The sequence below is a fragment of the Nocardia sp. NPDC051929 genome, assembly GCF_044548645.1.
GTDB lineage: Bacteria > Actinomycetota > Actinomycetes > Mycobacteriales > Mycobacteriaceae > Nocardia > Nocardia sichangensis.
In genome coordinates this window covers 186,307-213,068 of sequence record NZ_JBIUCG010000013.1, presented here as the reverse complement: position 1 = coordinate 213,068, position 26,762 = coordinate 186,307, and the positions used below count along the sequence as shown (strand labels likewise).

Below are 26,762 nucleotides of genomic sequence, written 5' to 3'. Positions count from 1 at the left end.
CGTGTTCTAATTTTTGGCATGCGCAGATTTGACGGCCGCCGCGTGGTGGTGACGGGAGCGGGATCCGGCATCGGTCAGGGCATCGCCCTGCGGCTGCTGGACGAGGGGGCGCAGTTGGTCGCCGCCGACATCGACGCGGCGGGCCTGGCGGCCACCGCGGAGAAGGCGGGCGACGGCGCGGAACGACTGCGAACGGTAGCGGTCGACACCGCCGACCCGGAGTCGGTGCGCACCGCGACCGCAGCGGCGCTGGAGTTCCTCGGTGGACTGGACGTGCTGGTGAACGCGGCGGGCATCCTGCGGCCCGCGCGCACCCACGAGATGCCGCTCGAGGTGTGGGACCAGGTGATCCGGGTGAATCTCACCGGCACCTTCCTCATGACCCAGGCCGCGCTGCCCGCTCTGCTGGACACCGGACGCGGCGTGGTGGTCAACATCTCCTCTACCGCGGCCTTCAGCGCGGCGCCCTACCTCGCCTCCTACGCGGCGTCGAAGGGCGGCGTGAACGCCTTCACACACGCGATCGCCCTGGAGTACGCCAAGCAGGGCTTGCGCGCGGTGAACATCGTTCCGGCAGGCATCACCAGCGGTATCACGACGAAGTCCATCTTGGATCAGCCCGAGGGTTTCGATCCGCAGCTGTTCTCCCGGATGACCGGATGGCTCAACGGGGGAGCGCTGGGCAGCCCGGAGGACATCGCCGGGGTGGTCGCGATGGTCGCCTCCGACGACGGCAAATACATGACCGGCACCGAGATCCGGGTCGATGGCGGCGCACTGATGTAGTCAGCGGGGCGTCGCGACCAGCAAATGGTGCGGAATCGGCGTGCTCGCGAGCCTCCGTTGCTCGACGGTGCAGCCCGCCTGTTCCAGCGCCGCGACCACCTCCGGGACCGGGCGCAGGGTGAACCCGTACGACGTGAACGGAAGCTTTGCCATCGCGTCCGGATCGCCGATGCCGATCACCAGACGGCCGCCCTGCCGGACCACCCTGGCGAGTTCGGCGCAGGCCGCAGCCAGGTCCGGCACGAAGTACACGGTGTTGACGGTGATCGCGGCATCGAGGCTGTCGTCCGGCAGCGGCAGCGCGGTGAGCGAGCCCTCCACCAGCCGCAGGCGACCGGCATCGATGTCGCTGCCATGACTCGAGCGCGCGCGTGCCAGCATGTCGGCGGAGATCTCCACGCCGTGCACGACGCCTCCCGCGCCGACCCGCTCGAGCAACCGGGAAAGCCCCGCTCCACCACCGAACCCGACGTCGGCCACGGTGCCGCCCGGCGCGACGGCGGCGGCCTCCACCGCCCCCGTAATGGCGGGCTTGTTGCTGCGATTGAGCACGAAGGCGACACCTTTGCCGAGCACGCCGTGGGGATTCCCGAGTTGACCGGCGAGTGTGGACAACAGACGGCCCCGAACCGAGTTCATGCGCGTCATCGTATCGGCCCCCGCTGTGCCGGGGGCGCGGCGAATACCCGAATACTGTTCTCTCCGGTATCCGTTCGGATACCGCGTTGCCCAGCGAAAGAGGACCGCGATGCGTCGGCCGATGACCCTCCTCGCCGCGTGCGTGCTGGCATTGCTGTCCGCTCAGCCCGCGTCGGCGGCCGGGCCATGGGGTCCGCTCGCGCCGCCGAATCCTTTCATCGGGCCGACCGGCACCGCCACCATGCACGGTGACGCGGGGTCCTCGGACGCGACACCGCTCGCCGGTCCGGACGCCCGCGCCGCGGCGATCGGCGCGTACCCGCTGGCCTCGGCGTGCCCCACCCTGCTGGAGGGATCGGACCGACTCGTGGTCGCCCTGTGCACCGCGATCGCGGGACAGACCCCGACGGTGCATTTGCTCGATCCGGCGGCGCCGGGCCTGTTGGCGCCATCGCTCGCCGCGCTGCCGTTGACCAAGGGCAGTCTGCTCGGCGGTGTGTACGCCTACCTCGATCGGGACGACCGTCTGGTGGTCGTGGACGGCACCGACCGGTTGCTCCGGGTGCGGCACGAGCGTGACGCGGCGGGAGCGTGGCGGCTGATCAGCGAAGAGTCCGCCGACCTCGGGTCGGTGATCCCGTCGGGGGACAACGTGACGGGACTCGTTCCGGACTGGTCGGGCAACGTGTGGTTCGCGACCGGCCGGGGAGTGGTCGGATTCGTCACCCCGGCCGGGCTGGTCACCGCGTTGACGCTGCCCGCGGGGGAGCAGGTGGCGAACAGCATCTCGGCGGCTCCGCGTGGACAGGTCGCGGTGGCGACGACGCACGCGCTGTACGAACTGCGCGTCGGCCCGTCCGGCGCTCCGGAGATCGCGTGGCGCGCGGCCTACGACCGGGGATCGGCGCGCAAGCCGGGACAGCTCAGCTGGGGCACCGGGTCGACGCCCACCTACTTCGGTCCCGAGACCGGTGCGGACTATCTGACCATCGTCGACAACGCCGACGGGCAGGTGCATGCCTTGGTATTCCGTTCCGGAACAGGCGAATTGATGTGCACAGTTCCGGTGCTCGGCGAAGGTGGGGCCGGCAGCGAGAATTCACCCGTCGGCATCGGCCGCTCGATCTTCGTGGCGAGCACATACGGCTACCCGTATCCGGCGCTGCCCGAAAGGGCAGGGCCCGCGTCGCCGCCGAACGCTCCTTTTACCGGGGGGATGACGCGAGTCGACGTCTCCGCTGACGGATGCCACGTGATGTGGGAGAACAAGGTTCGGAGTGCCGCCGTTCCGCGGCTGTCCACCGCCGACGGCGCGCTCTACACGGTCGCTCGCGTCGGTTCCGATCACGCCACGCCCGTGGACGGGTACGCGTTCACCGTTCTCGACCCCGAAACCGGTGCGGTCACCGCATCGCATCCGCTGCCCGGCACCATCGTCGACGATCCGCTGGAGACCGCACCGTTGATCACACACGACGGCCGTCTGTTGCAAGGCACGGTCACCGGGATACTGCGCGTCGGTTGAGCCCCCTATCACCTTCAAGGTGATTCAGGTCACTTTCGCGGAGTGATTCGAGTCGCGGACTGCCGTCGCGGCGGTCCGGTTCGGGCGTTGGAGTGCGGCATGGCCGTGCGTCGACGGTGACGCGGGTCACTCCAAGTCGGGTGTCACGGCGTCGATTTCGCGCGACTCGACGCTCGGTAACGGCAGGTGAGGCGAAGATCACATGCCTCGTTATGGTTGCGGCTCCGGTGCTGAATCGGGCGTGCCGAGTGGGTGAACTGAACCCTTTTCACTCCCTGGTTAATGCGGAGCCTGTCGGGGAACTGTCCGGTCTTCCCGGCGTGCCGCTATGTCTTTACCCGGTTTATTACCGCGTAAACAAACTTCTGGTCTCTTTCCATTGGGCGGTGACCAGCAACTGTCCTTTCGTGCAAATGAACGTGCAGGTGGGAAGGGGTGTCAGCAACCATGGAGGGGTCTATTGAAACGCTCCGCTAACGCCCGAGGCGAGTTCCGATTCATTGCCGTGACGTATTCCCCGTGACTATTCCGGCGGAGTCGCCGGAGCGGTGCCCGGTCGCCGAAATCATGGTCGCCCTAGTCGCATGCGGTTAGCTGGCACGGGGCGAAAAGGTGCTGCCGCAAGGGTTTGCTGGGGTGCTGCTTTATACGCTTGACCTCGACAGGCAGGGTTGCGTAGGGATAACGGTTGTGTAGAGTTGACGGTAACGCTGGCCGCAGCTAGAGCAGCGACTCGCTGCGGCCAGCGGAACTCAAATGGGGGACTTCCGAACCGATCTGGCGCCGCTTAGCTGCCGATTGTCCCAGTCACTTCACCCAGCGTGTGCTGAATGTTGGCTGCGTCACAGTGGTCAGATGATCGCCCGATGACTCGGCACCCGGCTTCGCCTGCTCCGTGACCGCGCGGCGTCCCACCCCGAACACGTACACCAGGAACAACGCCTCGGCAGTGAATCCGATCGCGATGCGAATCGGTGTGGGCAACGGGCTCGGCGTCACGAAACCTTCGATGAAGCCACAGATCAGCAACACTCCCACCAGGCCGAGCGCTACGGTCGCGGTCGCCCGGCCCTGCCTGGCCACCGCCTCCACCCGGCTGAGCCGACCCGGATCGATCAGCGTCCAACCGAGTTTCAGGCCGACGCCGCCCGCGACGAATACCGCGGTCAGCTCCAGCGTGCCGTGCGGAAGGATGAAGCCGAAGAACGAATCCAGCCGCCCCGCATCAGCCATCAGGCCCGCGCTGACACCCAGGTTGAGCGCGTTCATGAACAGCAGGTAGACCGCGGGCAGGATCAAGACGCCGGTGAACAAGGCGATCGCCGTCACCCATGCGTTGTTCGTCCATACCTGCGCGGCGAAGGCCTCCTGCGGATGCTCCGAGTAGTACGTCTCGAACGCGCCGCCCGGCGCGGTGAGGCTCCTTGTGTCCTCGGGAATTCCGAGCACCTCGCGGGCCGAATCGAACCGGTCCACCCAGACTGCCAACCCGGCCGACACCGACAGGAACACCGCGGCGACGCCGACCCACCACGGCCATGCCCGATAGAGCGCCGCCGGGAAACGGTGACTGAAGAACCGTCCGATCTCCTGCCAAGTGTCGGCTCGCGTGCCCAGCACCCGGCCGCGCGCACGTGCCAGCAGCGCGCTCAGCCCGGCGATCAGCTCCGGGTCCGGGCTGTGTGACTGCAGCCGCGCCAGCTGCTGGGAGGTGCGGCGGTAGAGCATGACGAGTTCGTCCGCCTCCGCGCCGGTGAGCTTGCTCCGGGTGGACAGGTAGTCGAGCCGGTCCCACGCCCTGCGGTGCGCCAGGCTGTATGCGTCCACGTCCATTCGGTTGCCTCCCACTCCCGCCGGTCGCAAGAATGCTATCGACATGGCTGAGTTCACCACCGGCGAAGCAGTGGCCCTGGAACTGCCGATCGCCCGCATCCCCACCAGGGCCACCGCGTTCCTGATCGACGTGCTGGCCCAGTGCACGCTCGGGTTCGTGCTGTTGTTCGCGATCGTCACGTTGCTGCTGCCCGCGGGCGTCGACTCGGCCTGGTTGGACGTGGTCGCACTGGTGACCATCGTGACCGTGCTGGTCGGGTACCCCGTGACCTGTGAGACCGCTTGGCGGGGACGAACACTGGGCAAGCTGATGCTCGGGCTGCGGGTGGTGCGCGAGGACGGCGGGCCGATCGATTTCCGGCACGCGCTCACCCGCGGCCTGGCGGGCGCGATCGTCGATTTCTGGATGCTGGGCGGGTTCGGCGCCATCGCGGTGCTCACCTCGATGTGCTCGCCGCATGCGCGGCGGGTCGGTGACGTGCTCGCCGGCACCGTGGTCGTGCACGCGCAGCGCCCGCTGCCGCCGCCCGCGCTCGCGATCGCGCCGCCGTGGCTGACCGGCTGGAGCGCGCAGCTCGAGCTGGCCGGACTACCGGAAGATCTGGCGCTGGCGGTGCGGCAGTACCTGACCCGCTTGCGCACCCTGACGCCCGCGGCGCAACACCGGCTGGGGACGGCGCTCGTTGCCGAGGTGTGCGGCCGGCTGCGCGTCGCGCCACCGGCCGGTTGTCCGCCGTCGCAGATTCTCGGCGCGGTCATCGCCGAACGGCAGCGCCGAGTGCTGCCGTGGCCGCTGTACCCGGTCTTCCCGCCGCGCGCCGGTCAGCCGTTCGCCGCCACGTAGTCGTCGATCTCGCGCAGATAGGCGTCCTGCCGTGCGGGCGTGATCCACGAGGCACGGAAGGAGTTCCGGGCCAACTCGACCACCTGCTCGGTCCCGAGACCACCTTGCTCGGCGAGCGCGAGGTAGTTGTCGGCAACGTAGGCGGCGAAGTACGCGGGGTCGTCGCTGTTGACCGTCACCGTCAGCCCACGGCTCAGTAGACCGACGATCTCCTCGGCTTTCATCTGCGCCGTGACGAAGGAGTTCGACACCGGACAGCAGGTGAGCGCGATCCCCTTGGACCCGGCCAGTTCGACCAGACGGTCGTCCTCCACGATGTTGGTGCCGTGGTCGATGCGGTCGACGGCGATGTCCTCCAGCGCCTGGCGGATGTGCTCGATCGAATCCGGCTGGTCGATGTCGCAGTGCATCGTCAGCAGGAACCCTTCCGCGCGGGCGCGCTCGAAGACGGCGGCGAACTTGCTCGGCGGGTTGCCCCGCTCGTCGGAATCCAGCCCCACACCGAGGATCCAGCTCTTGTACGGCAGCGCTTCCAGCAGCGTCGCCATGGCGTACTCCGCGGAATGGTCGCGCAGGAAGCACAAAATCAGTTCGGCGGATATCCCCAGCTCCCGCCGCGCCCGTGCGATCGCCGACCGGTATCCGCTGATCACCGTGGGGAACGGGACTCCGCGCCCGGTGTGCGCCTGCGGATCGAAGAACAACTCGGCGTGACGCACGCCTTGGCCGTGCGCTCGGCGCAGATAGTCGAAGGCGAGGTCGTGGAAGTCCTCCGGGCGCTGTAGCACGCGCATCGCGGGGTAGTAGACCTGGAGGAATGACGTCAGGTCATGGAATCGGTAGGTCTGCTTGACCGCTTCCACGCTCTTCTCCGGCAGCTCGATGCCGTTGCGCCGGGCGAGGCGGAACTTCAGCTCCGGCTCCAGCGTCCCTTCCAGATGCAGGTGCAGTTCCGCTTTGGGCAATCCGCGGACGAAGGCGGCGAGATCTGAGGCCATGGGGTCATGATCCTCCTCGGCGGGCGCGCGAGGACGCGCTTCGACGAGACCGCGGCGCCCGGCGGAAAAGACTCAAAGGGCTCCGGATTGTTTCAGCTCCAGATATTCGTCCGCCAGGGCCTCCGGCAGTCGTTCCGGAGACGCCGCGACGACCGCGATCCCGGTGCGCCGCAGCGATTCCTGGACCAGCGCGCGTTCGGCGAGCACGGATTCGGCCGCGGCCGCGGCGTACAGGTCGGACAGGTTGTCGCGCCGGGTGGCCGCCGCGGCGACATCGGGGTCGGTCACCGAGACGATGAGCACGCGGTGCCGTTGCGCCAGGACCGGCAGCACGGGCAACAGGTTCTCCTCCACCGCGGCGCCGTCCAAGCTGGTGAACCAGACGACCAGGCTGCGCCTGCGAGTGCGCTGAATGGCCGCTCGCACCAGTCCGGCGCTGTCGGTGTCGACGAGGGCGGGAGTGATTCCGGCCATCGCGTGCATCAACTTCAGCTGGAGACCCTTTCCGCCGACACCTCGGACCTCGGCGCGCGCTCGGCGGTCGAAGGCGAGCAGGTCGACCGAATCCCCCGCGGCGGCGGCGAGACCGCCGAGCAGCAGGGCCGCCTCGATGCTCGCGTCCAAGCGCGTACCGTCACCGACCCGGCCCGCGCTGACCCGGCCGGTGTCCAGCAGCATCAGCACGTGCCGGTTGCGCTCCGGCCGCCAGGTGCGGACCAGGACGTCGGTGGCGCGGGCGGTGGCGCGCCAGTCGATCGCGCGCACGTCGTCACCGGCGACGTACTCGCGGAACGAGTCGAATTCGGTGCCCTGCCCGCGCAGGTTGGCCAGATTGCGGCCGTCGAGGTGCTGCAACCTTTTGACTTTCGACCGCAGCAGCCGTTCGGCGCGGAACGCGGGCAGCGCCCGCACCCGGGCGGGCACGTCCCGCCTCGTCTGCCTGCCCGCCAGTCCGAGCGGGCCGATCAGTCGCACCGTGATCCGGCCCGCGACCCGATCGCCGCGGTAGGTGGGCGTGAGCACGGTGCGGAAACGGACCTTGGTACCAGGGGCGAGATCCAATACGTGCGCGCCGTTCTCGGCGCGTGCGCTGTCGGGCCAGTCGTCCCACACCGTCCCGCGCAGCCTGCGGGCTCCGGTGTTGACCGCGACGAGTTCCACCTCGGCGGAGCGGCCGAGCCGCACCGTGGTCAATGCCTCGCGGGACAGCGACAGGTCGCGCGCCCGCCCCACAGCGCCGAGATCGACGAGCAGCCCGGCGGCCAGGACGCAGGTCACCACGACCACGCCGACCACCGAGGGCAGGACCAGGGTGACGAACAGGGCCGCCACGCCTGCCGCGGCGGCCAGCCGACCGGTGACGACCATCGGCTACACCGGGACCGGGACCGAGAGCAGCAGCGACGACAGCACGCCTTCGGCGGTCACACCGTCCAGTTCGGCCTCCGGGCGCAGGTGCAGGCGGTGCCGCAGCACGGCGACGGCGACGGTCTTCACATCGTCCGGCGTGACGAACCCGCGCCCGTTGAGCCAGGCGAACGCGCGGGCGGCCGCCATCAGGGCGGTCGCGCCACGGGTCGACGCGCCGTGCTGTACAGCGGGCGAGATGCGGGTGGCCCGGCACACGTCGACGGTGTAGGCGAGCACCTCGGGGCTGATCGTGGTCTGCGCGATCGCGGTGCGGGCGGCGGCGATGTGCGCCGGGCCCGCGACCGGACGCAGTCCCGCGGCGGTGAGGTCGCGCGGATCGAAACCCGAGGCGTGGCGTTGCAGGATGCGGAACTCGTCGTCGCGACCGGGCAGGTGGATGTCCACCTTGAACAGGAACCGGTCCAGCTGCGCCTCCGGCAGCGGATAGGTGCCCTCCTGTTCGATCGGATTCTGGGTGGCGACGACGACGAACGGATCGGGCAGCGGCCGTGGTTTCCCGTCCACCGAGACCTGGCGCTCCTCCATCGACTCGAGCAGGGCCGACTGGGTCTTCGGCGGCGTGCGGTTGATCTCGTCGGCGAGCAGCAGGTTGGTGAACACCGGGCCGTGCCGGAAGGTGAACTCGGCGGAGTGCGGATCGTAGATCTGCGACCCGGTGACGTCGCCGGGCATCAGGTCGGGGGTGAACTGCACCCGCGCGTGCTCCAGGTCCAGCGCCGTGGCCAGCGCCCGCACCAGCAGCGTCTTGGCCACCCCCGGCACGCCTTCGAGCAGGACGTGGCCGCGGCACAGCAGCGCGAGCACCAGGTACATGACCGCGTTGTCGTTGCCGACCACCGCCTTGCCGATCTCGGCGCGCAGAGCATGGAACGCGGCGCTCGCCTGCTCGGCCGTCGGGGTGGTCTCGGTGCTGGTCATTCCATCTCCTGTGGTTCGCGGGCGTTCCCGCGGGCGGTGAGCCGGGCGAGGACCGGGCGAGAGCTTCTCATCCGACCTCCGATTCGATCCATTCGAGCTGAGCGGCGACCACCCGGAGGGTCTCGGGATCGGGAACCGGGCCGAACAGGGCGGCGCCGATCTGGGCCGGGTCGGCGCCGACGCGCGCGGCGATCACGGCGACGATCCGGTCCGGCGGGGTGTCGGCCGTGATGCCGAGAGGGGTGCGGATGCGGCGCAGCGCGGCCGCCCGCAGCTTTCCGGCGACGTGATCGTGATCCTTCGAGCGGCGATACAGCGCGGCCTGGCCGCCGAGCAGTTCGTTCGCGGCCACTTCGACGGGGCGGGGTTCGCGCACCAGAGCGCCCCGTCTGCGGGCACGCCACCACACCACCAGCGCGGCGGCGATCAGGAACTGCACGCCGCCGTAGAAGGCCGGTGCTGGCAGCCGGTCCCAGATCGCGTCGTCACCCGCCCCGAAGCCGGGGCGGTCCGGCGGAGGGACGTCGGGCAGATCCGGCGGCGGTTGCGGCGGCGGGGCGGTAGGCGCGATCGGCGCGCCGCAGGACTGCGCGACGCCGTAGACCAGCAGCAACAACGCGGCCGTCGCGGCGAGCACCGCCCAGAACCTGGGATCGCGCACCAGGTTCGGCAGCGGCGGCAGTTTTCGCCTGGTGCGCGGCTGCTGCTCGACCGCCTCGATCTCGACCGGTTCCGGTGCGGGGGGCGGCGCGGACCCGGAGAACCGGTCGGCGTATTCCAGCCTGCGATATTCGTCCTCGGTGGCGCGGCGTCCGCCGTAGACCACCTCGTCGAAGCTTCGTGCGGCGGGCTGGAACTCGGTGGCGGTCTCGAGCGGCAACGCGGTCGTCACGTCGTCGGCGGTCTCCCGCGCGGTCCGCGACCGCCGCACCTCCAGCACACCGCCTTGTTCCAGGCCGCGCAGCACGGCGCGGAAACGTTCCCGCAGGGCGCGGTCGAAATCCCGCTGCGCGGCGGCTGTTTCGGCGGCGGCGCGATGATCGGCGGCGGCGCCGAGCCGCGGGGTGCCGGGCGCGGGGTCGGCCGTTCGCGGCTCCATCGGCACGGGATCGCTCATCGCGCCTCCCGCCTCGGAATGCGAATGTCCAAACCCTCTCTGCGGCAGCGGCGATCGACGTAGCACACCACCCGCGACGAAGCCTCGACCACTTCGCCGAATGCCGTCAGCAGCAGCACCGCCGACGTGGTCAGCACGATCACCGGCCACCGGTGCGTGCCGGAGAAGTCCGAGACGAACAGCGGGATGCCGAGCAGTGGGATGGCGAGCAGCGTGAACAGGGCCCGCTGGGCGATCCAGAGCCCGGTGGTCGGCCACTCCGCGCCTTCGGCGAGCAGTTCGGCGCGCGCGACGCCGTCACGGTGCGACGTGCGTTCGACCAACAGCACCGGCACCGCGACCCAGCGGCGGGCGCGCAGCCGGCCCAGCCAGATCGCCGCGAGCGGCAGCGTCACGATCAGCAGGCCGCCCACCGCGAGCACGCCGACGCCCACCATGGTGAACAGCAGTTGGAAGACCAGCAACGGACCGAGCGTCCCACCGAATCGGCGCAGCGCGGTCCGTCGGCCGATCGGGGCTCCGTCGACGGTCGCGAGCCCGAGGGCCACGGTCGTGCCGCGTAACGCGAACCGCAGCAGCCACGCGCAGGCCGCGGTGGACAGGATCGCCGCCCACGCGGTGCCGGGGTCGGAGCCGTCGGTGAGCGCGGAGGCGCCCGCGGTCACCGCGACGACCACGGCTTCGGCGAGCAGCAAGCCCGTCGCGCTCAACCCGGCCAGGGCGCGGATGTTCGCCTGGATCAGCGCGAACGGCACATCGAGCAGTTCGCGGAAACTCAGCGGTCGGATCGGCACCGTCGCTCCAGGAGACCCCGGTACCGGATCTGTTCCCGCCCCGACGGCGCCGGCCGGTTCGGCGGCTGGCAGCACGGGCCGAGTCTAACCGTCAGCGCCGCAGTAAGCGGTCCACCACGTGCCGGTAGCGAACGGGATCGATGGGCGGAAGACCGAGCAGCGCGCGCAGGTACACGCCGTCGCCGACCAGTCGGATGAGGTCGGCCTGAACCGGGTCGGCGACCTCCTCGTCCAGACCGTCCGACCAGGAATTCATCAGGTCCACCAACGCCTGCTGCACCTCGTCCGGCTCGGGCGTGGCGTCGATGGTGCGCATGGTCGCGAGCATGGACCGGTAGAGCTCCAGCTCCACCGCCTCCGCCTCGACGGCCGGGTTCGGCGTCTGCAGGTACCACTCGGCTACCGAGCCGCCTTTGGCGACCGAGTTGTCCAACTGCTGGCCCGCACGGTCGGCCAGTCTGCGGACCAAGCCCGCGAGCAGCGCGTCCTTGCTCTTGAAGTGATAGAGCAAGCCGCCTTTGGAGACGCCCGCGGTGGCCGCGACATTCTCCAGAGTCACGTGCGACATGCCTTTTTCCAGGAGCAAGGTCTCGAGCGCATCCAGGATTCGGTCGCGGGTGTCAGCCGTCACCCGGTTGACTATACCGTCCGGACGGTTATGTGAGTACTATACCGTCTGGACGGTAAGAAACAGACGACGGAAGTCGAGAAAGTCATGACCACCCAGACCGCGCAACCCGCCGAACGATCGACCAACGCCCCACCTCGAGCGGGGACACGCGAGTGGGTGGGGTTGTCCGTGCTGGCGCTCGCGCTACTGCTGCTGGCCGTCGACGCGACGGTGCTCGATCTGGCTGTGCCCGCGATCAGCGCCGATCTCGCGCCGACCACGCCGCAACTGCTGTGGATCATCGACGTCTACTCGTTCGTGCTCGCCGGATTGCTCGTCGTCATGGGCAACCTCGGCGACCGGATCGGGCGGCGCAAATTGCTGCTGCTCGGCGCGGCGGGATTCGGTGTCGCATCGATACTCGCGGCGTGGTCCCTGACGCCGGAAATGCTCATCGCGGCGCGCGTACTGCAGGGTGTCGCCGGTGCGACGCTGATGCCCGCGACGCTGGCACTGATCAGGTCGATGTTCCTCGATCCGCGGCAGCGAACCGTCGCGATCGCGGTGTGGAGCGCGATGGCGGGCGGTGGCGCCGCGGCGGGACCGCTGCTGGGCGGCTGGCTGCTCGAGCACTACTGGTGGGGTTCGGTCTTCCTGGTGAACCTGCCGGTCATGCTGGTGCTGATCGGGCTCGGTCCGCTGCTGATCCCGGAGTCGCGTGATCCGCGGCCCGGTCGTTTCGACCTGCTCAGCGCCGTGCTGTCGATGCTCGCGCTGGTGCCGGTGGTGTACGCGGTGAAGGAATTCGCGGCGCACGGGCCGAGTGTCCGGGTCGCGGTGATCAGTCTGATCGGCCTGCTTGCCGGGGCGTGGTTCGTGCGCAGGCAGCGACGATTGGAGCAACCGATGCTGGACCTGGCGCTGTTCGCGCTGCCGAAGTTCCGTACGGCGGTGCTGACCAATCTGCTCGCGGTGTTCGCGCTGGCCGGTGTGCTCTTCTTCGGCTCGCAGTACCTCCAGTTGGTGCTGGGACGCTCCCCACTGCAAGCGGGATTGCTGTTGCTGCCCGGTTTGTCGGCCGGGATGATCGCCTCGCTCGCCGCGGCCTGGCTGGTGCGGCGGCTGCGGCCGGGCACGGTGCTGGGCGGCGCGCTGATCACGGCGGCGGTGGGCGCGGCGCTGTTCGGCCTGCTCGGCCCCGACGCGGCCACCAGTACCACACCGTTCGTACTCGGTTTCCTGTTCATCGGGGCAGGCGTGGGCGTCGCGCTCACCGTGTCCTCCGACCTGGTGGTCGGCTCGGCGCCGCCGGAGCGCGCGGGCGCGGCCGCCGCCGTGTCGGAGACCGCGTACGAGACCGGCGTCGCGCTGGGCGTCGCGATCCTCGGCAGCGTGGTCATGGCGATCTTCCGCGACGGTCTCGATCCGACGCACGTGCCGGGCGACCGGATGGCTGCCGCCTCGGAATCCCTGGGCGCCGCCACGGCTTTCGCACGTGAATTGCCGGAGGCCGCCGGGCGCGCGTTCCTCGCCTCGGTGCACGAGTCCTTCGTCTCGGGCATCCACTTCGCGGCCCTCGGTACCACCGCGATCTTGTTGATCGCGGCCGCGGTGGCGTTCCGTTTGCGCCATGCGCGCGGGTGATTTCGCGGGCCGGATTGCGCGGCGCTGCCCACGCCGGTGTTCGAGGCCGCGGCCGACCCGCCGGCTGCGGAACCACCACTGCCCGCTCGGCGGCGGTGAGCCCGCTGAAGACGATCATGAGGGTTCACCGCGCGACATCGGACCGACTGCGGTGCCGATCAAGCCGGCCGTCGCCGTGATGCGCGGGATGCGCTGCGCCCATGCAATACCCGGACCTGGGTGTCGGGCGCGTCCGCTGGTGTGAAGTCGAGGTAGTCGCTGCGTTCGAATCGCACAACATTTGGTTGTGGATCATCGCTGATTCGGTTGTTTGATCACACCTCCGCGCCTTGCTTTGATCCATGGCGGTCAACAGTGAGTTGTGCGATCGAGAGGTGCGAAGCTTGGGGACCGGACGATCTCTCGGTCGGCAGTTCGGATGGTTGTGGGCGGCCTACGCGGTCAGCGCCTACGGGTCGGGTCTTGGGTTCGGTGCGTTGCCGCTGATCGCCGTGCTGGTGCTGCACGCAGGCCCCGGACAAGTGTCCGCGCTGTCGGCGGTGGGGCCGGCGGTGGGCGCGCTGATCGCGTTGCCGCTCGGGCCGTGGGTGGAATATCGCCGCAAGCGACCGGTGATGATCGCGATGGACCTCACCCGGTTCGCGGTCATGATGACGATCCCGCTCGCCTATGCCTTCGGCCGACTCGGTTTCGTCCAGCTGCTGGTCGTCTCGGCCGTGGTCGCCGCGGCCAAGATCGCCTTCAACGCGGCGAGCGGCGCCTATCTCAAAGCGCTTGTGCGGCCCGAGGACCTGCTCGTGGCCAACGCGCGATTCGAGTCGACGACGTGGAGTTCCACCGCCGTAGGGCCGCCGCTGGGCGGAGCGGCGATCGGTTTGTTCGGGCCGGTCACCACCGTGGTGGCCGACGCGCTGAGTTACCTGCTCTCCGCGCTGGCGGTCATGGCGATTCGCGGCAGGGAAGAACCTCCGCGGCGGACCGGCAAGCCCCGGCTGCGGGCCGGTGAGTTGCTCGAAGGCTGGCGGTACCTGCTGGCTCATCCGGGATTACGGGCGCTTTACCTCAACCAGCTGCTCGTGGGCGGACTGATCATGGCCACCGAGCCGCTCCTGGCCGTACTGCTGCTCCGCGAGCTCGGATTCCCACCCTGGCAGTACGGCCTCGCCTTCGCCGCCCCCTGCGTCGGCGGACTCATCGGCTCACGCCTTGCCGGCCGTGTCGTGGAGCGATACGGCAGGCACCGGGTCCTGCGCACCGTCGGCACGCTGCGCGCGATCTGGCTGATCGGCCTCGCGTTCGTCCAGCCCGGTGTCGCAGGCCTCGCGACGGTGATCGCTGTCGAGCTCGCGATCATCATCAGCATGAGCCTGTACAACCCGGTACTGGCCACCTATCGACTCGAGCACACACCCGAAGACCGCGTCGCCCGCACCCTGTCGGCCTGGTCGATCAGCAGCAGCGCTTCCATCGCAGTGCTCAGCGCGCTCGGCGGACTGCTCGCCGACGTGACCAGCCCGCGCACGGCTATCACGGTCGCGGGACTGCTGATCCTCGTCAGCCCGCTGCTGCTACCCCGTCGCCAGGAATCCGCACCTGCACCCGACCTTGCGGTGGCGACAACCCTTCAACCACAAACGGCAAGCGTTTCGCAGGAAGCCAGGCAAAATTCATGACTGTCACCGCACTCGACCCGTCCAGCGCGCTGGTCCTCGTCGACTTGCAGAACGCCCTCATCGACGCGCCGACCGTCCCCTATACCGGTCGAGAAGTGGTCGCCCGGGCGGTCGAGCTGGCCCGTGCTTTCCACGAGCACAGCGCCCCGGTCGTCCTGGTGCGGGTGACGGCCCGTGCGGACGGAGCGGATGCCGCTCCAGGTCGCAGCGACATCTCGAGCCCACCAGGTTCATTGCCCGACGGCTGGGATGTCATCGTCGACGACCTCGCCGGTCACCCTGACGACATCACGGTGACCAAGCGCACTTGGGGTGCCTTCCACGGAACCGACCTCGATCTGCAACTGCGCCGCCGCCGCGTCACACAGATCGTGCTGGCCGGGCTCACCACCAGCATCGGCGTGGAGTCGACCGCTCGCGCCGCCTTCGAACACGGCTACCACGTCACGCTCGCGACGGACGCCATGGCCGATCTGAACGTGGAGGCGCACCGCAACAGCATCGAACGGATCTTCCCCCTCCTCGGCGAAACCGGTTGCACCGCCGAGATCGTCGAAAATCTTGCCAAGACCCGCGCCTGACCCCGGCAGAAGGTGGATCCGGCCTCGGTGGTGGCGCCGGCCGCAGCTCAGCTCGTCCCGATGCAAGGTCGGGCCGTGTCCGGCGATCGAGTGTGGAGTCGGGGCGCGCGAACAGCGGGCGGTAGCGAGGAGCGTCAGGCCGGGCGGGCGAGCCGGGTCGGCGCGAGGCGGCCGCGAAGGGTGACGGATTCACCGAGCCGCCAGTGTCCGGCTTCGGACTCGGCGGACGCCGCGACGGTTGCGCCGGAGGCGAGCAGTAGGCCCTGCTGCTTGGCGAGTTCGCACAGGCGAGCCGCTTCGTTGACGGCGTCGCCGATGACGGTGAACTCGTAGCGCTGATGCGCGCCGACATTGCCCGCGACCACCCGGCCCGCGGCCACGCCGATGGCCGCGACGAAATCGGTCGCGGTGCTGTCGAGCCGAGCCAGGATCGCGCGGGCGGTGGCCAGCGCCGCGCCCGGGGCGTCGGCCAGCGGAGCGGGCGTGCCGAAGACGGCCAGGGCCGCGTCACCCTCGAACTTGTTGACCAGCCCGCCGTGGTGTTCCACCTCGTCGACCACGATGCCGAAGAACCGATTGAGAATGGCGACCATCTCCGGCGCGGGAATGGTCGCGGCCATGGTCGTCGAGCCGACGATGTCGATGAACAGGGCCGCGGCGTCGGTCTCCACACCGCCGAGCGCCGGGTCGCCCGCCAACGCGGCCGCGGCGACCTCACGGCCGACATGCCTGCCGAACAGGTCCCTGATCTGCTCGCGCTCGCGCAGTCCCTCCACCATGTGGTTGAAACCGCTCTGCAGCTCACCCAGCTCGGTGCCGTCGTAAACGGCCAGCGCGACATCGAGATCGCCGTCCTCCACCTGACGCATCGCGCGGCGCACGCCGAGGATGGGCGCGACGGTCGCGGCCAAGGTCTGCGTCATCAGCAGGAGACCGAAGACCAGTGTCGCGCCGCCGAGCGACAGCACGCAGACCGCCAGTCGCGCCTTGGTGACGTCATCCATCGTGAGCGCCAGCACCGCGAGCACCATCATTCCGGCCACCGGCACGCCGGAGCCGACCACCCAGACGACGAGCGAGCGTCCGAAGACGCCGATGCCGCGGCGCCGACCGGAATCCGCGGCTTCCAGCACCCGGGCGGTGACGGGCCGCAGCGCGAACTCGATGATCAGGTAGCTGTTCGCGCACACCACGATGGCGCTGATCGCGATGCCGAAGGCCACCTTCGGGATCAGTTGCGGTTCGGCCAGCCCGTACAGCGTGGTCAGCAACACGAGCCCGCCGAACCACAGCAGCGCTTGGTCGCGCACCAGCCTGCGCGGCACCGCCGTGGCCGCGGCCATCTCCTCCTCGGTCGGCACGCGGTCCGGATCGGTGGCCCACCGCAGCGCGCGCAATTCGCGGGTGGTGCCCCACCACAGGCCGAGCAACAGCGCGCAGGTCGCGTACAGCGGTGCGGCGAGCACGTCGAGCAGCAGGAGATCCCGGGTGAACACCGACGGGCCCGGCAAGACGAAGCCGACCAGGACGATCGACACGACCATGCCCGTCAGATTGCCCAACAGCGTGGGCACGGTGAGCAACAGTTGGACGCGAATGCGTCGTAGCCCCGACGACTCCTCGGCGGACCCGAGCAATCGCGACCCCCACGGCGCCGCGGCGAGCGTCACCTCCCTGTGTTGCATGGGTGCAGCGTAAGCCGCGGAGCGCCCCAGCGCCGTAGGCCGCACTCGGCCGGATCCGGCGCCGGGTGGGCCGTGGGTGGCAGTGGTGCGGTCAGCGACCCGGCGGCAGTTCGCGGCGGCCGGGCTCGGGGAGTTCGGGGCGGTGGTGGCCCGGCAGTTCGTCGCGGTGGGCGCCGGTGGGCAGACCGTAGCCGGCTGCGCCGGTGGGCGGAAGCGAGGAATAGCGCGGGGCGTGCGGCGCGGAGTACGCGGCGTCCACGACGGTGGCGGCGATGTGCTGGGCATGCGCGATCTCGGGCGCGCCGGGCGGCAACTGGTAGCCGACCGCCTGCGGATGCGAGGTCTGGCCGTCGACGGTGACCTTGCGGGTGCGCCGCAGCGTGAAGGTGATCTCCTCGACCTCCTCGAACGCCTGCCGCGCCGTGCGCAACGGATGCGTGGCCGTATCGATCGCGTTGGCGACGAAGGATGGAACGAGCGGCCGGATGAAACGCGCCGCGGTGTCGGTGAACGGGACCGTGCCGATCAGCGGCAGCTCGAGACCGCCGCCACTCGGCGCTGCCGGTGCGGATGCGACGGCGGGCACCTGCGGGTGCACGCCGGTGGGCGCGGGTAGGTTCGGCGTCGCCTCGTCGGGCATGGCGCTGTCCTTTCGGTCGTCCGCCGTGGCGGCGGGAAGTTCGGGGCGGCGCGGCGGCTCGGTGATGCCGATCTCGATGCCGCCGATGGCCGCGATGATGCGGGTGCGCTGCCGTTCCCGATCGATGGCGGTGTCCGCCTCGACGGCGAGACGAGCGGCGGTGAGCTGCTGCTCGGCGCGCAGGGTCTCGGCCTCGGCGCGTACCTCGGCCTGTTTGACCGCGATCACCGCGTCGGCTTCCCGCTCGGCGCGGTCGTGCACGGTGCGCGCCGCGTTGTGCCGGTCGAACGAGGTCTCGCCACGCCACCAGCGCAGCACCAGCGGCAGCAGCGCGAAGGCGACGAACGCCAGGATGGTGAGAATGCGCAGCGGCAGCGCGTCGTGCACGGTGTAGTCGTTCATCGCCTGCCAGCGCGCGCCGAGCCCACGGTCGGCGTCGTCGAAGGCGGCGGTGCGCGCGGCCGACAGGGCGGCCTGGTCGGCGTCGATCCGGCGATCGGCCGCGTCCACTCGGTCCTGCGCGGTGGCGAGATGCTTGCGGGCGTCGTCGAGCATGGCGTTGGCCGTCTGCGCTTCCGGCCCACGGCCCGGCACGCCGGTGATCCTGGTCCGCGGGCACTCCGGGGTCGGATTGAATTCGCAGCGTGCGATCACCAGGGCGTGGTCGATATCGTTCTGGGCCATCGCGATCGCCTGTTCGAGCGCGGCCCGGTCGGCTTTCGCCCGGTCCAGTTCCGCCTGCGCCGCGACGACCCGCGGCGCGGAATCGAGCGAGCGCTGCGCCTTCTCCGCCAGCACCCGGTCGACGGACCCGCTGAACAGCACGATCGCGGCCAGTTCCGCGAGTAGCCCACCGGCCAGCACGGCGACCGCGATGCGCGCGACCAGCCCGAGCCGATCCGGTCCGCCGCTCGGCCGCGCGGTCGCCAGTGCCCTGGCGAGCGCGCCGGTGAGCGCGGCGACCACGATGCCCGAGGCCAGCGCGGCCGACCACGGCCACGCCGAGGCCGCGGCCAGGGCGGCGACCACACCGGAGATCGTGGCGAACAACAGCACCACAGCACCGGTGACGGCGTATCCGGCACGCTCGTGACGATCGCTGATCGCGCTGGTCCGGCCGCCGCCGAGCCAGGTGAACAAGCCGGTGACGGTCATCGGAATGCACATCCTCTACGTCCCAGGCGCTTTCACGGGCGCGACGAAACTGTCACGGATTCGTTGTGACAGCGTGACAGGCTCGCCCGGTTCGCAGCGAGCAGGGACGGTCGGATGTGGTAAGGCTCACAGATCATCCGGTGCTTCGTATCCGGGGTGGGCGATTCCAGGAGGTCACAACGTGCGCGGAGTCTGGTTGACGCTCTTGGCGGCGGCGCTGCTGACGTGGCCGGTCAGCGCGGGGGCCGCTCCGGCCGACCGGTCGCTCGACCGGCTGGTCGCCCTCGTGGTCGAGCGCTTGGACACCGCCGACGCGGTGGCCGCCGCGAAGTGGTCGACCGCGGGTGAGCCCGGCATCGAGCCGACCATCGACGATCCGGTCCGTGAGGCGGAGGTCTACGAGGTCATGATCCGGCTCGGCCACGACCGTGAGCTGTCGGAGAACTGGGTGCGGCAGGTTTTCCTCGGGCAGATCGAGGCCAGTAAGACGGTGCAGCGGGGGCTGATGACGAGGTGGCGCTTCGACCCGGCCGCGGCGCCCACCGCGCCGGTGGGACTCGACTCGGTGCGCCCGGTCATCGACCGGGTGAACGTCGAGATCCTCGATCAGCTCGCCGGGCACCGAGCGGAGCTGACCGCGCCGGATTGCGCGGAACAGTTGGCGCGCAGCGTCTTCGGCGTGGTCGTCGCGGACCGCGCCGATGTCCTGCACCGAGCGGCGCTGGTGCGGGCCGCCGTGTCGCTCTGCGCGGCGTAGGCCGCGGCCGGGCCCGCCGGGCGACCTCGCGCGGAAAGATGTGTCCAACACCACTTCTTGATATTTGCTGGATATGTGCTGAACCCCACAGTGGGCAAAAGAGTCCGGACGGTCGGATCATATTCATTGCTTGTCACGCAGCTGTCGGAAATCTCTCATCGGTCACAGCGCCGAGTTAGCCGCCGCCACTTGGTTTGCCGGGCGTCCAGCGGGGGAAATCCATTTCGACGCAGGTGAGGGCGGTTTCCGGGTCTTGTGAGGAAGGTCTCGGGTAGGTGTCGCGCGTCGGTTTTCCCAGCTGGCACCGGGTGCCATGGGGATCGATCGCATGGCGCTCGCTGCTTTACACTGGACGGCGCGCACACGTGGAGGACCTAATGCAGAAGCCCAGCTAAACCTGGTTATTAGCGCAACCTAAGTTGGTTGGGCCCTGGACCTGACTTATCGTTTGCTCTTACGCCGAACACAGAACGTTCGGCTACCTCGCCCGCTCGGGCAGCCCTAGCCAGGTGCTCAGCGTAGCGGTCGAGCACCCGCTCGGAGGTAAGGATCTTGTTAGGGATCCGTTACCGAAGGGCACCCACTACGTCACAGAAGCGGGTGGAAAAAACTGCAGACCTGACTGCACGCCGAAGACCATCAGCGCGGCTGGCTTCGGAACGTACGGGCGCAGTCTTGTACGGAGGCGTTCGACGAAAGGCCGTTTTCTTCGAAGGCCGACTTTCCTGAAGGCAGAGGCATGACGCAACTTCCTGGCCACCGGTCACCTGGACCCATCGGGCTCTACGACCCGGCGAACGAGCACGACGCCTGCGGCGTCGCATTCGTCGTCGACATGCACGGCCGCCGCAGCCGCGACATCGTCGACAAGGCTATTACGGCTCTGTTGAACCTGGAGCACCGTGGCGCCGCGGGCGCCGAGCCCAACAGCGGCGACGGTGCGGGCATCCTGATCCAGGTCCCGGACCGCTTCTTCCGCGCCATCGTGGACTTCGAGTTGCCGCCGGAGGGTTCCTACGCCACCGGTATCGCCTTCCTGCCGCAGGCCCGCCGCGAAGCCGCGCGCGCTGCCTACGGCGTGGAGAAGATCGTCAAGGAAGAGGGCCTCGACGTCCTCGGCTGGCGCGAGGTGCCGATCGACGAGTCGTCGCTGGGCGCGCTGGCGCGCGACGCCATGCCGAGCTTCCGGCAGATCTTCATCGCATCGCCGAAGAACGCCTCCGATCCGCTGTCGGATATGGATCTGGAGCGTCGCGCCTACGTGGTGCGCAAGCGCGTCGAGCGTGAGCTGGGGTCGGCCGGAGCCGGTGAGGGTGCGGTCGGCAGGGAGTCGGTCTACTTCCCGAGCCTGTCGGGGCAGACCTTCGTCTACAAGGGCATGTTCACCACGCCGCAGCTGCGCGCGTTCTACCTGGATCTGCAGGACTCCCGGGTGGAGAGCGCCCTCGGAATCGTGCACTCCCGGTTCTCCACCAACACCTTCCCGTCCTGGCCGCTGGCGCACCCGTTCCGCCGGGTGGCGCACAACGGTGAGATCAACACCGTCACCGGCAACGAGAACTGGATGCGCGCCCGCGAGGCGCTGCTGCGCAGCGACGTCTTCGGCGTCGACTCGGCGGGCAAGAACCGGCTGGAGAAGATCTTCCCCGTCTGTACCCCGGGGGCGAGCGACACCGCCCGGTTCGACGAGGTGCTGGAACTGCTGCACCTCGGCGGCCGCAGCTTGCCCCACGCCGTGCTGATGATGATTCCCGAGGCCTGGGAACGCAACGAGAACATGAATCCGCAGCAGCGGGCCTTCTATGAGTACCACTCGATGCTGATGGAGCCGTGGGACGGCCCCGCGTCGGTGTGCTTCACCGACGGCACCGTCGTCGGCGCCGTGCTCGACCGCAACGGCCTGCGGCCGAGCCGCATCTGGGTGACCGACGACGGCCTGGTCGTGATGGCCTCCGAGGTCGGCGTCCTGGACATCGACCCGTCCAAGGTGGTCAAGAAGGCGCGCTTGCAGCCGGGCCGCATGTTCCTGGTCGACACCGCCCAGGGCCGCATCGTCGGTGACGAAGAGGTCAAGTCCCTGCTCGCCGCCGAGCAGCCCTACCAGGAGTGGCTGGACGCGGGCGTCTCCCGCCTGGCCGACCTGCCCGACCGCCCGCACGTGCACATGTCGCACGACCGCGTGCTGATCCGCCAGCAGATCTTCGGATACACCACCGAGGAGCTCAACCTGCTGATCTCGCCGATGGCCAAGACCGGAGGCGAAGCGCTCGGCTCGATGGGCACCGACACCCCGATCGCGGTGCTCTCGGCCCGTCCGCGCCTGCTGTTCGACTACTTCTCCCAGCTGTTCGCGCAGGTCACCAACCCGCCGCTGGACGCGATCCGGGAAGAGGTGGTCACCAGCCTCAAGCGCAACATCGGCCCGGAGGCCGACCTGCTGCACCCGGGACCGGAGTCCTGCAACATGATCGCGCTCGAGCAGCCGATCCTGGACAACGACGAGCTGGCCAAGCTCGTGCACATCAACGACGACGGATCGCACCCCGAGCTGCGCTCGGTGGTCGTGCGCGGCCTGTACCCCGTGAAGAAGGGCGGCAAGGGCCTGCGCAGGGCGCTGGAGGCGATCAACACCCAGGTGTCGGCCGCCATCGACGGCGGCGCGCGGATCATCGTGCTGTCCGACCGCGAGTCCAACGAGAAGCTGGCGCCGATCCCTTCGCTGCTGCTGACCTCGTCGGTGCACCACCACCTGGTGCGCGAGCGCACCCGTACCAAGGTCGGCCTGGTCGTGGAGGCCGGTGACGCCCGCGAGGTGCACCACATGGCCACCCTGGTCGGCTTCGGCGCCGCCGCGATCAACCCCTACATGGCCTTCGAGAGCATCGAGGACATGCTCGAGCGCGGCGCGCTCGAGGTACCGGGCAGCACCGGCGACCTGGCCGCCGACTACCGCAAGGCGGTCGCGAACTACAACAAGGCCGCGGGCAAGGGTGTGCTGAAGGTGATGTCCAAGATGGGCATCTCCACGCTGGCCTCCTACAACGGCGCCCAGCTGTTCCAGGTGATCGGCCTGTCGCAGGACCTGGTGGACGAGTACTTCACCGGCCTGCGCTCGCACTTGGACGGCATCGGCCTGGACGAGATCGCCGACGACGTCGCGCAGCGGCACCGCATCGCGTTCCTGGAGAACCGCAACGAGCGCGCGCACCGCGAGCTCGAGGTCGGCGGCGAGTACCAGTGGCGGCGCGAGGGCGAATACCACCTGTTCAACCCGGACACGGTGTTCAAACTGCAGCACGCCACCCGGTCCGGCCAGTACTCGATCTTCAAGGAGTACACCAAGCTGGTCGACGACCAGTCCGAGCGGCTGGCATCGCTGCGCGGTCTGTTCAAGTTCAAGCACAACGCGCGTTCCCCGATCTCCATCGACGAGGTCGAGCCGGTATCGGCGATCGTGAAGCGGTTCTCCACCGGCGCGATGAGCTACGGCTCCATCTCGGCGGAGGCGCACGAAACCCTGGCGATCGCGATGAACCGTCTCGGCGGCCGGTCGAACTCGGGCGAGGGCGGCGAGTCCCCCGCGCGCTTCGAGCCGGAGGAGAACGGCGACTGGCGGCGCAGCGCGATCAAGCAGGTGGCCTCCGGCCGCTTCGGCGTGACCGCGCACTACCTGACCAACTGCACCGACATCCAGATCAAGATGGCGCAGGGCGCGAAGCCCGGTGAGGGCGGCCAGCTTCCGGCGCACAAGGTGTACCCGTGGGTCGCCGAGGTGCGGCACTCGACGCCGGGCGTCGGCCTGATCTCGCCGCCGCCGCACCACGACATCTACTCGATCGAGGATCTGGCGCAGCTGATCCACGACCTGAAGAACGCGAACCCGCAGGCGCGCATCCACGTGAAGCTGGTCGCCGAGCCGGGCGTCGGCACCGTCGCGGCGGGCGTCTCCAAGGCGCACGCCGATGTCGTGCTGATCTCGGGCCACGACGGCGGCACCGGTGCTTCGCCGCTGACCTCGCTGAAGCACGCGGGCGGCCCCTGGGAACTCGGCTTGACCGAGACCCAGCAGACGCTGCTGCTCAACGGGCTGCGTGACCGCATCGTCGTGCAGGTCGACGGCCAGATGAAGACCGGCCGCGATGTGATGATCGCCGCGCTGCTCGGCGCCGAGGAGTACGGCTTCGCCACCGCACCGCTGGTGGTGTCGGGCTGCATCATGATGCGCGTCTGCCACCTGGACACCTGCCCGGTCGGCGTCGCGACGCAGAACCCGGTGCTGCGCGAGCGGTTCACCGGCAAGCCGGAATTCGTCGAGAACTTCTTCCGGTTCATCGCGGAAGAGGTCAGGGAACTGCTGGCGCAGTTGGGCTTCCGCTCGCTGGACGAGGCGATCGGCCGGGTGGACCTGCTCGACACCTCGCGCGCCAAGCAGCACTGGAAGGCCAGCAAGCTGGACCTCTCGCCGATCCTGGACGACGTCGAGACGGCGTTCATGTACCAGGACCGCCGCTGCACCAAGGCGCAGGACCACGGCCTGGACAAGGCGCTGGACCAGCAGCTGATCGTGCAGAGCCGCGACGCGCTCGAGCGCGGTCAGGCGGTGAAGTTCGAGACCAAGATCACGAACGTGAACCGCACCGTCGGCACCATGCTCGGCCACGAGGTGACCAAGCTCTACGGTGGCGCGGGCCTGCCCGACGACACCATCGACATCACCTTCACCGGGTCGGCGGGCAACAGCTTCGGCGCCTTCGTGCCCGCCGGCATCACGCTGCGCGTGCAGGGTGACGCGAACGACTATGTCGGCAAGGGTCTTTCCGGCGGCCGCCTGGTGGTGCGCCCGTCGCTGAACGCGCCCGGCGAGTTCGTCGCCGAGCAGAACATCATCGCGGGCAACGTGATCCTGTTCGGCGCCACCAGCGGCCAGGTCTTCCTCAGCGGTGTGGTCGGCGAGCGGTTCGCCGTGCGCAACTCCGGCGCCACCGCGGTGGTCGAGGGCGTGGGCGACCACGGCTGCGAGTACATGACCGGCGGCCGGGTGGTCATCCTGGGTGAGACCGGACGCAACTTCGGCGCCGGTATGTCCGGCGGTGTGGCGTTCGTCTTCGACCCGAACGGCACCTTCGCGTCCAAGCTCAACCCCGAGCAGGCCGACGCCGTCGAGCAGCTGGCCGGTGACGATTTCACCTGGCTGCACGACATCATCACCCAGCACCGTGACCAGACCGGTTCCCCGGTGGCCGAGCGCATTCTGAGCGACTGGTCGCAGCAGGTGAACCATTTCGTGAAGGTCATGCCGCGCGAATACAAGAAGGTTTTGCTCGCCATCTCCGAAGCTGAGAAGAGCGGCAAGGACGTGGACGAAGCGATTATGGAGGCCGCTCGTGGCTGACCCCCAGGGTTTTCTGAAGCACACCGCACGGGAACTGCCCAAGCGGCGCCCGGTGCCGCTGCGCCTGATGGACTGGAAAGAGGTCTACGAGGAGAACTTCTCCCACCAGACCTTGCAGACCCAGGCCAGCCGGTGCATGGACTGCGGTATCCCGTTCTGCCACAACGGCTGTCCGCTGGGGAACCTGATCCCCGAGTGGAACGACCTGGTCTACAAGGACCGCTGGCGCGAAGGCATCGACCGGCTGCACGCGACCAACAACTTCCCGGAGTTCACCGGGCGGTTGTGTCCCGCGCCGTGTGAGGCGTCCTGCGTGCTCGGCATCAACCAGGATCCGGTCACGATCAAGCAGGTCGAGGTCGAGATCATCGAGAACGCCTTCGACGAGGGCTGGGTGACCCCGGTCTACCCGACCCGCCTCACCGGCAAGAAGGTCGCCGTCGTCGGTTCCGGTCCGGCCGGTCTGGCCGCGGCGCAGCAGCTGACCCGCGCCGGGCACACCGTGACCGTGTTCGAGCGGGCCGACCGCATCGGCGGTCTGCTGCGCTACGGCATCCCGGAATTCAAGATGGAGAAGCGCTTCATCGATCGCCGTCTCGCGCAGATGGAGGCCGAGGGCACCATCTTCAAGACCGGTGTGAACGTGGGCGTCGACATCACCGCCGAGCAGTTGCGCGAGCAGTACGACGCGATCGTGCTGGCCGGCGGCGCCACGCTGGCGCGTGACCTGCCGATCCCGGGCCGCGATCTGGACGGCATCCACCAGGCCATGGAGTTCCTGCCCTGGGCCAACCGGGTGCAGCTCGGCGACGACGTCACCGACGAAGCGGGCCTGCCGCCCATCCACGCGAAGGACAAGAAGGTCGTCATCATCGGCGGTGGCGACACCGGCGCCGACTGCCTCGGCACCTCGCACCGGCAGGGCGCGGCGAGCATCCACCAGTTCGAGATCATGCCGCGTCCCCCGGAGGAGCGGGCCGCGTCCACCCCGTGGCCGACCTACCCGCTGATGTACCGGGTCTCCTCGGCGCACGAGGAGGGCGGCGAGCGCGTGTTCTCGGTGAACACCGAGCGCTTCGTCGGCGCGGACGGCAAGGTGACCGGCCTGGAGGCGCACGAGGTCAAGATGGTCAACGGCCGGTTCGAGAAGGTGGAGGGCACCGACTTCACGCTCGAGGCCGACCTGGTGCTGCTGGCCATGGGCTTCGTCGGTCCCGAGAAGCCGGGCCTGCTCAGCGATCTCGGCGTCGGCTACGACCAGCGCGGCAACGTGCAGCGCGACAAGAACTGGGCGACCAACGTTCCCGGCGTCTTCGTCGCGGGTGACATGGGCCGCGGCCAGTCGCTCATCGTCTGGGCCATCGCCGAAGGCCGCGCCGCGGCCGCGGGCGTGGACCGGTACCTGGAAGGCGAGACCGCCCTCCCGGCGCCGATCACCCCCACCATGGTGGCTCAGCGCTAGGTCCCCTCTCTTACCGGAGCGGAAACGAAAGGCGCCTGTGGACAACTCGTCCACAGGCGCCTTTTCGCGTGCGATTTCCCGGCTTCGAGTCGCCCCGGCCATGGAAATCCGACACACTGCGGGGTTCGAATGGCATTGCGGCGGGCGTGGCCTTATTGTGATCTCCGGCGTACTGCTGATCTTGGGATGTGGTTATGAGCGCACCTCATCCGGTCGGGTGACTTCTGTTCACCCGGCGTGCACTGGAACGACATCCAGTGCGTTCAGCATTGACGCGG

At 69.2% G+C, this 26,762-nt stretch carries 19 protein-coding genes; 9 read left to right on the top strand and 10 right to left on the bottom strand.

Going from position 1 to position 26,762, the window contains the following annotated elements:
- Positions 1 to 18: 18 nt before the first annotated feature.
- Positions 19 to 786 carry an SDR family NAD(P)-dependent oxidoreductase gene (locus tag ACIHAX_RS19255; RefSeq protein ID WP_356963256.1) on the top strand — a complete coding sequence of 256 codons (768 nt, stop codon included), beginning with the start codon at positions 19 to 21 and terminating at the stop codon, positions 784 to 786.
- Here the strand turns inward: ACIHAX_RS19255 and ACIHAX_RS19250 are convergent, their stop codons facing one another.
- Positions 787 to 1,425, bottom strand: coding sequence for a class I SAM-dependent methyltransferase (locus ACIHAX_RS19250; RefSeq protein ID WP_397278802.1), 639 nt, complete (start codon positions 1,423 to 1,425; stop codon positions 787 to 789).
- 109 nt (positions 1,426 to 1,534) lie between these two features.
- On the opposite strand from ACIHAX_RS19250, the gene ACIHAX_RS19245 reads away from it, so the two are divergent.
- On the top strand, positions 1,535 to 2,950 hold the full coding sequence (locus ACIHAX_RS19245; protein WP_397278800.1) for a hypothetical protein: 1,416 nt from the start codon (positions 1,535 to 1,537) through the stop codon (positions 2,948 to 2,950).
- A gap of 807 nt (positions 2,951 to 3,757) precedes the next feature.
- Here the strand turns inward: ACIHAX_RS19245 and ACIHAX_RS19240 are convergent.
- Entirely contained in the window at positions 3,758 to 4,783 is a 1,026-nt protein-coding gene (locus ACIHAX_RS19240) for a stage II sporulation protein M (RefSeq protein WP_364434108.1), read from the bottom strand.
- Between the two features lie 43 nt (positions 4,784 to 4,826).
- On the opposite strand from ACIHAX_RS19240, the gene ACIHAX_RS19235 reads away from it, so the two are divergent.
- Positions 4,827 to 5,627, top strand: coding sequence for an RDD family protein (locus ACIHAX_RS19235; RefSeq protein WP_397278797.1), 801 nt, complete (start codon positions 4,827 to 4,829; stop codon positions 5,625 to 5,627).
- On the opposite strand, the gene add is transcribed toward ACIHAX_RS19235, so the two are convergent.
- The 6 genes from add to ACIHAX_RS19205 all read right to left on the bottom strand — a co-directional run bounded on the left by add (position 5,606) and on the right by ACIHAX_RS19205 (position 11,516).
- On the bottom strand, positions 5,606 to 6,625 hold the full coding sequence (gene add / locus ACIHAX_RS19230; protein ID WP_397278795.1) for an adenosine deaminase: 1,020 nt from the start codon (positions 6,623 to 6,625) through the stop codon (positions 5,606 to 5,608). The two genes, ACIHAX_RS19235 and add, sit on opposite strands and share 22 nt — an antisense overlap.
- A 72-nt stretch (positions 6,626 to 6,697) precedes the next feature.
- The gene (locus ACIHAX_RS19225) at positions 6,698 to 7,993 is read right to left on the bottom strand and encodes a DUF58 domain-containing protein (protein ID WP_356963262.1); all 1,296 of its coding nucleotides are present in this window, start codon (positions 7,991 to 7,993) and stop codon (positions 6,698 to 6,700) included.
- Positions 7,994 to 7,996: 3 nt separating this feature from the next.
- Positions 7,997 to 8,974, bottom strand: coding sequence for an AAA family ATPase (locus tag ACIHAX_RS19220; protein ID WP_397278793.1), 978 nt, complete (start codon positions 8,972 to 8,974; stop codon positions 7,997 to 7,999).
- Between the two features lie 67 nt (positions 8,975 to 9,041).
- Entirely contained in the window at positions 9,042 to 10,091 is a 1,050-nt protein-coding gene (locus ACIHAX_RS19215; protein ID WP_397278791.1) for a DUF4129 domain-containing protein, read from the bottom strand.
- The gene (locus ACIHAX_RS19210) at positions 10,088 to 10,885 is read right to left on the bottom strand and encodes a hypothetical protein (protein ID WP_397278789.1); all 798 of its coding nucleotides are present in this window, start codon (positions 10,883 to 10,885) and stop codon (positions 10,088 to 10,090) included. The genes ACIHAX_RS19215 and ACIHAX_RS19210 overlap by 4 nt, the downstream gene beginning before the upstream one ends.
- A 91-nt stretch (positions 10,886 to 10,976) precedes the next feature.
- On the bottom strand, positions 10,977 to 11,516 hold the full coding sequence (locus ACIHAX_RS19205; RefSeq protein WP_355073346.1) for a TetR/AcrR family transcriptional regulator: 540 nt from the start codon (positions 11,514 to 11,516) through the stop codon (positions 10,977 to 10,979).
- A gap of 84 nt (positions 11,517 to 11,600) precedes the next feature.
- On the opposite strand from ACIHAX_RS19205, the gene ACIHAX_RS19200 reads away from it, so the two are divergent.
- The 3 genes from ACIHAX_RS19200 to ACIHAX_RS19190 all read left to right on the top strand — a co-directional run bounded on the left by ACIHAX_RS19200 (position 11,601) and on the right by ACIHAX_RS19190 (position 15,393).
- Positions 11,601 to 13,139, top strand: coding sequence for an MFS transporter (locus tag ACIHAX_RS19200; protein WP_364434087.1), 1,539 nt, complete (start codon positions 11,601 to 11,603; stop codon positions 13,137 to 13,139).
- A gap of 383 nt (positions 13,140 to 13,522) precedes the next feature.
- A complete protein-coding gene (locus ACIHAX_RS19195; protein WP_397278787.1) occupies positions 13,523 to 14,812 on the top strand; it encodes an MFS transporter in 1,290 nt (429 codons plus the stop codon).
- Positions 14,809 to 15,393: an isochorismatase family protein gene (locus ACIHAX_RS19190; protein WP_364434081.1), complete on the top strand. Its 585-nt coding sequence runs from the start codon at positions 14,809 to 14,811 to the stop codon at positions 15,391 to 15,393. The genes ACIHAX_RS19195 and ACIHAX_RS19190 overlap by 4 nt, the downstream gene beginning before the upstream one ends.
- A gap of 134 nt (positions 15,394 to 15,527) precedes the next feature.
- Here the strand turns inward: ACIHAX_RS19190 and ACIHAX_RS19185 are convergent, their stop codons facing one another.
- Complete coding sequence (locus ACIHAX_RS19185) at positions 15,528 to 17,078, bottom strand: adenylate/guanylate cyclase domain-containing protein (RefSeq protein ID WP_364434078.1); 1,551 nt, start codon at positions 17,076 to 17,078, stop codon at positions 15,528 to 15,530.
- Positions 17,079 to 17,169: 91 nt separating this feature from the next.
- Entirely contained in the window at positions 17,170 to 18,873 is a 1,704-nt protein-coding gene (locus ACIHAX_RS19180; protein ID WP_355073337.1) for a DUF4407 domain-containing protein, read from the bottom strand.
- Between the two features lie 181 nt (positions 18,874 to 19,054).
- On the opposite strand from ACIHAX_RS19180, the gene aroQ reads away from it, so the two are divergent.
- The 3 genes from aroQ to ACIHAX_RS19165 all read left to right on the top strand — a co-directional run bounded on the left by aroQ (position 19,055) and on the right by ACIHAX_RS19165 (position 26,484).
- Positions 19,055 to 19,630, top strand: coding sequence for a gamma subclass chorismate mutase AroQ (aroQ, locus tag ACIHAX_RS19175; RefSeq protein ID WP_397278784.1), 576 nt, complete (start codon positions 19,055 to 19,057; stop codon positions 19,628 to 19,630).
- Between the two features lie 739 nt (positions 19,631 to 20,369).
- On the top strand, positions 20,370 to 25,022 hold the full coding sequence (gltB, locus tag ACIHAX_RS19170) for a glutamate synthase large subunit (RefSeq protein WP_397278782.1): 4,653 nt from the start codon (positions 20,370 to 20,372) through the stop codon (positions 25,020 to 25,022).
- Positions 25,015 to 26,484 carry a glutamate synthase subunit beta gene (locus ACIHAX_RS19165; protein ID WP_355073333.1) on the top strand — a complete coding sequence of 490 codons (1,470 nt, stop codon included), beginning with the start codon at positions 25,015 to 25,017 and terminating at the stop codon, positions 26,482 to 26,484. The genes gltB and ACIHAX_RS19165 overlap by 8 nt, the downstream gene beginning before the upstream one ends.
- Positions 26,485 to 26,762: the final 278 nt, after the last annotated feature.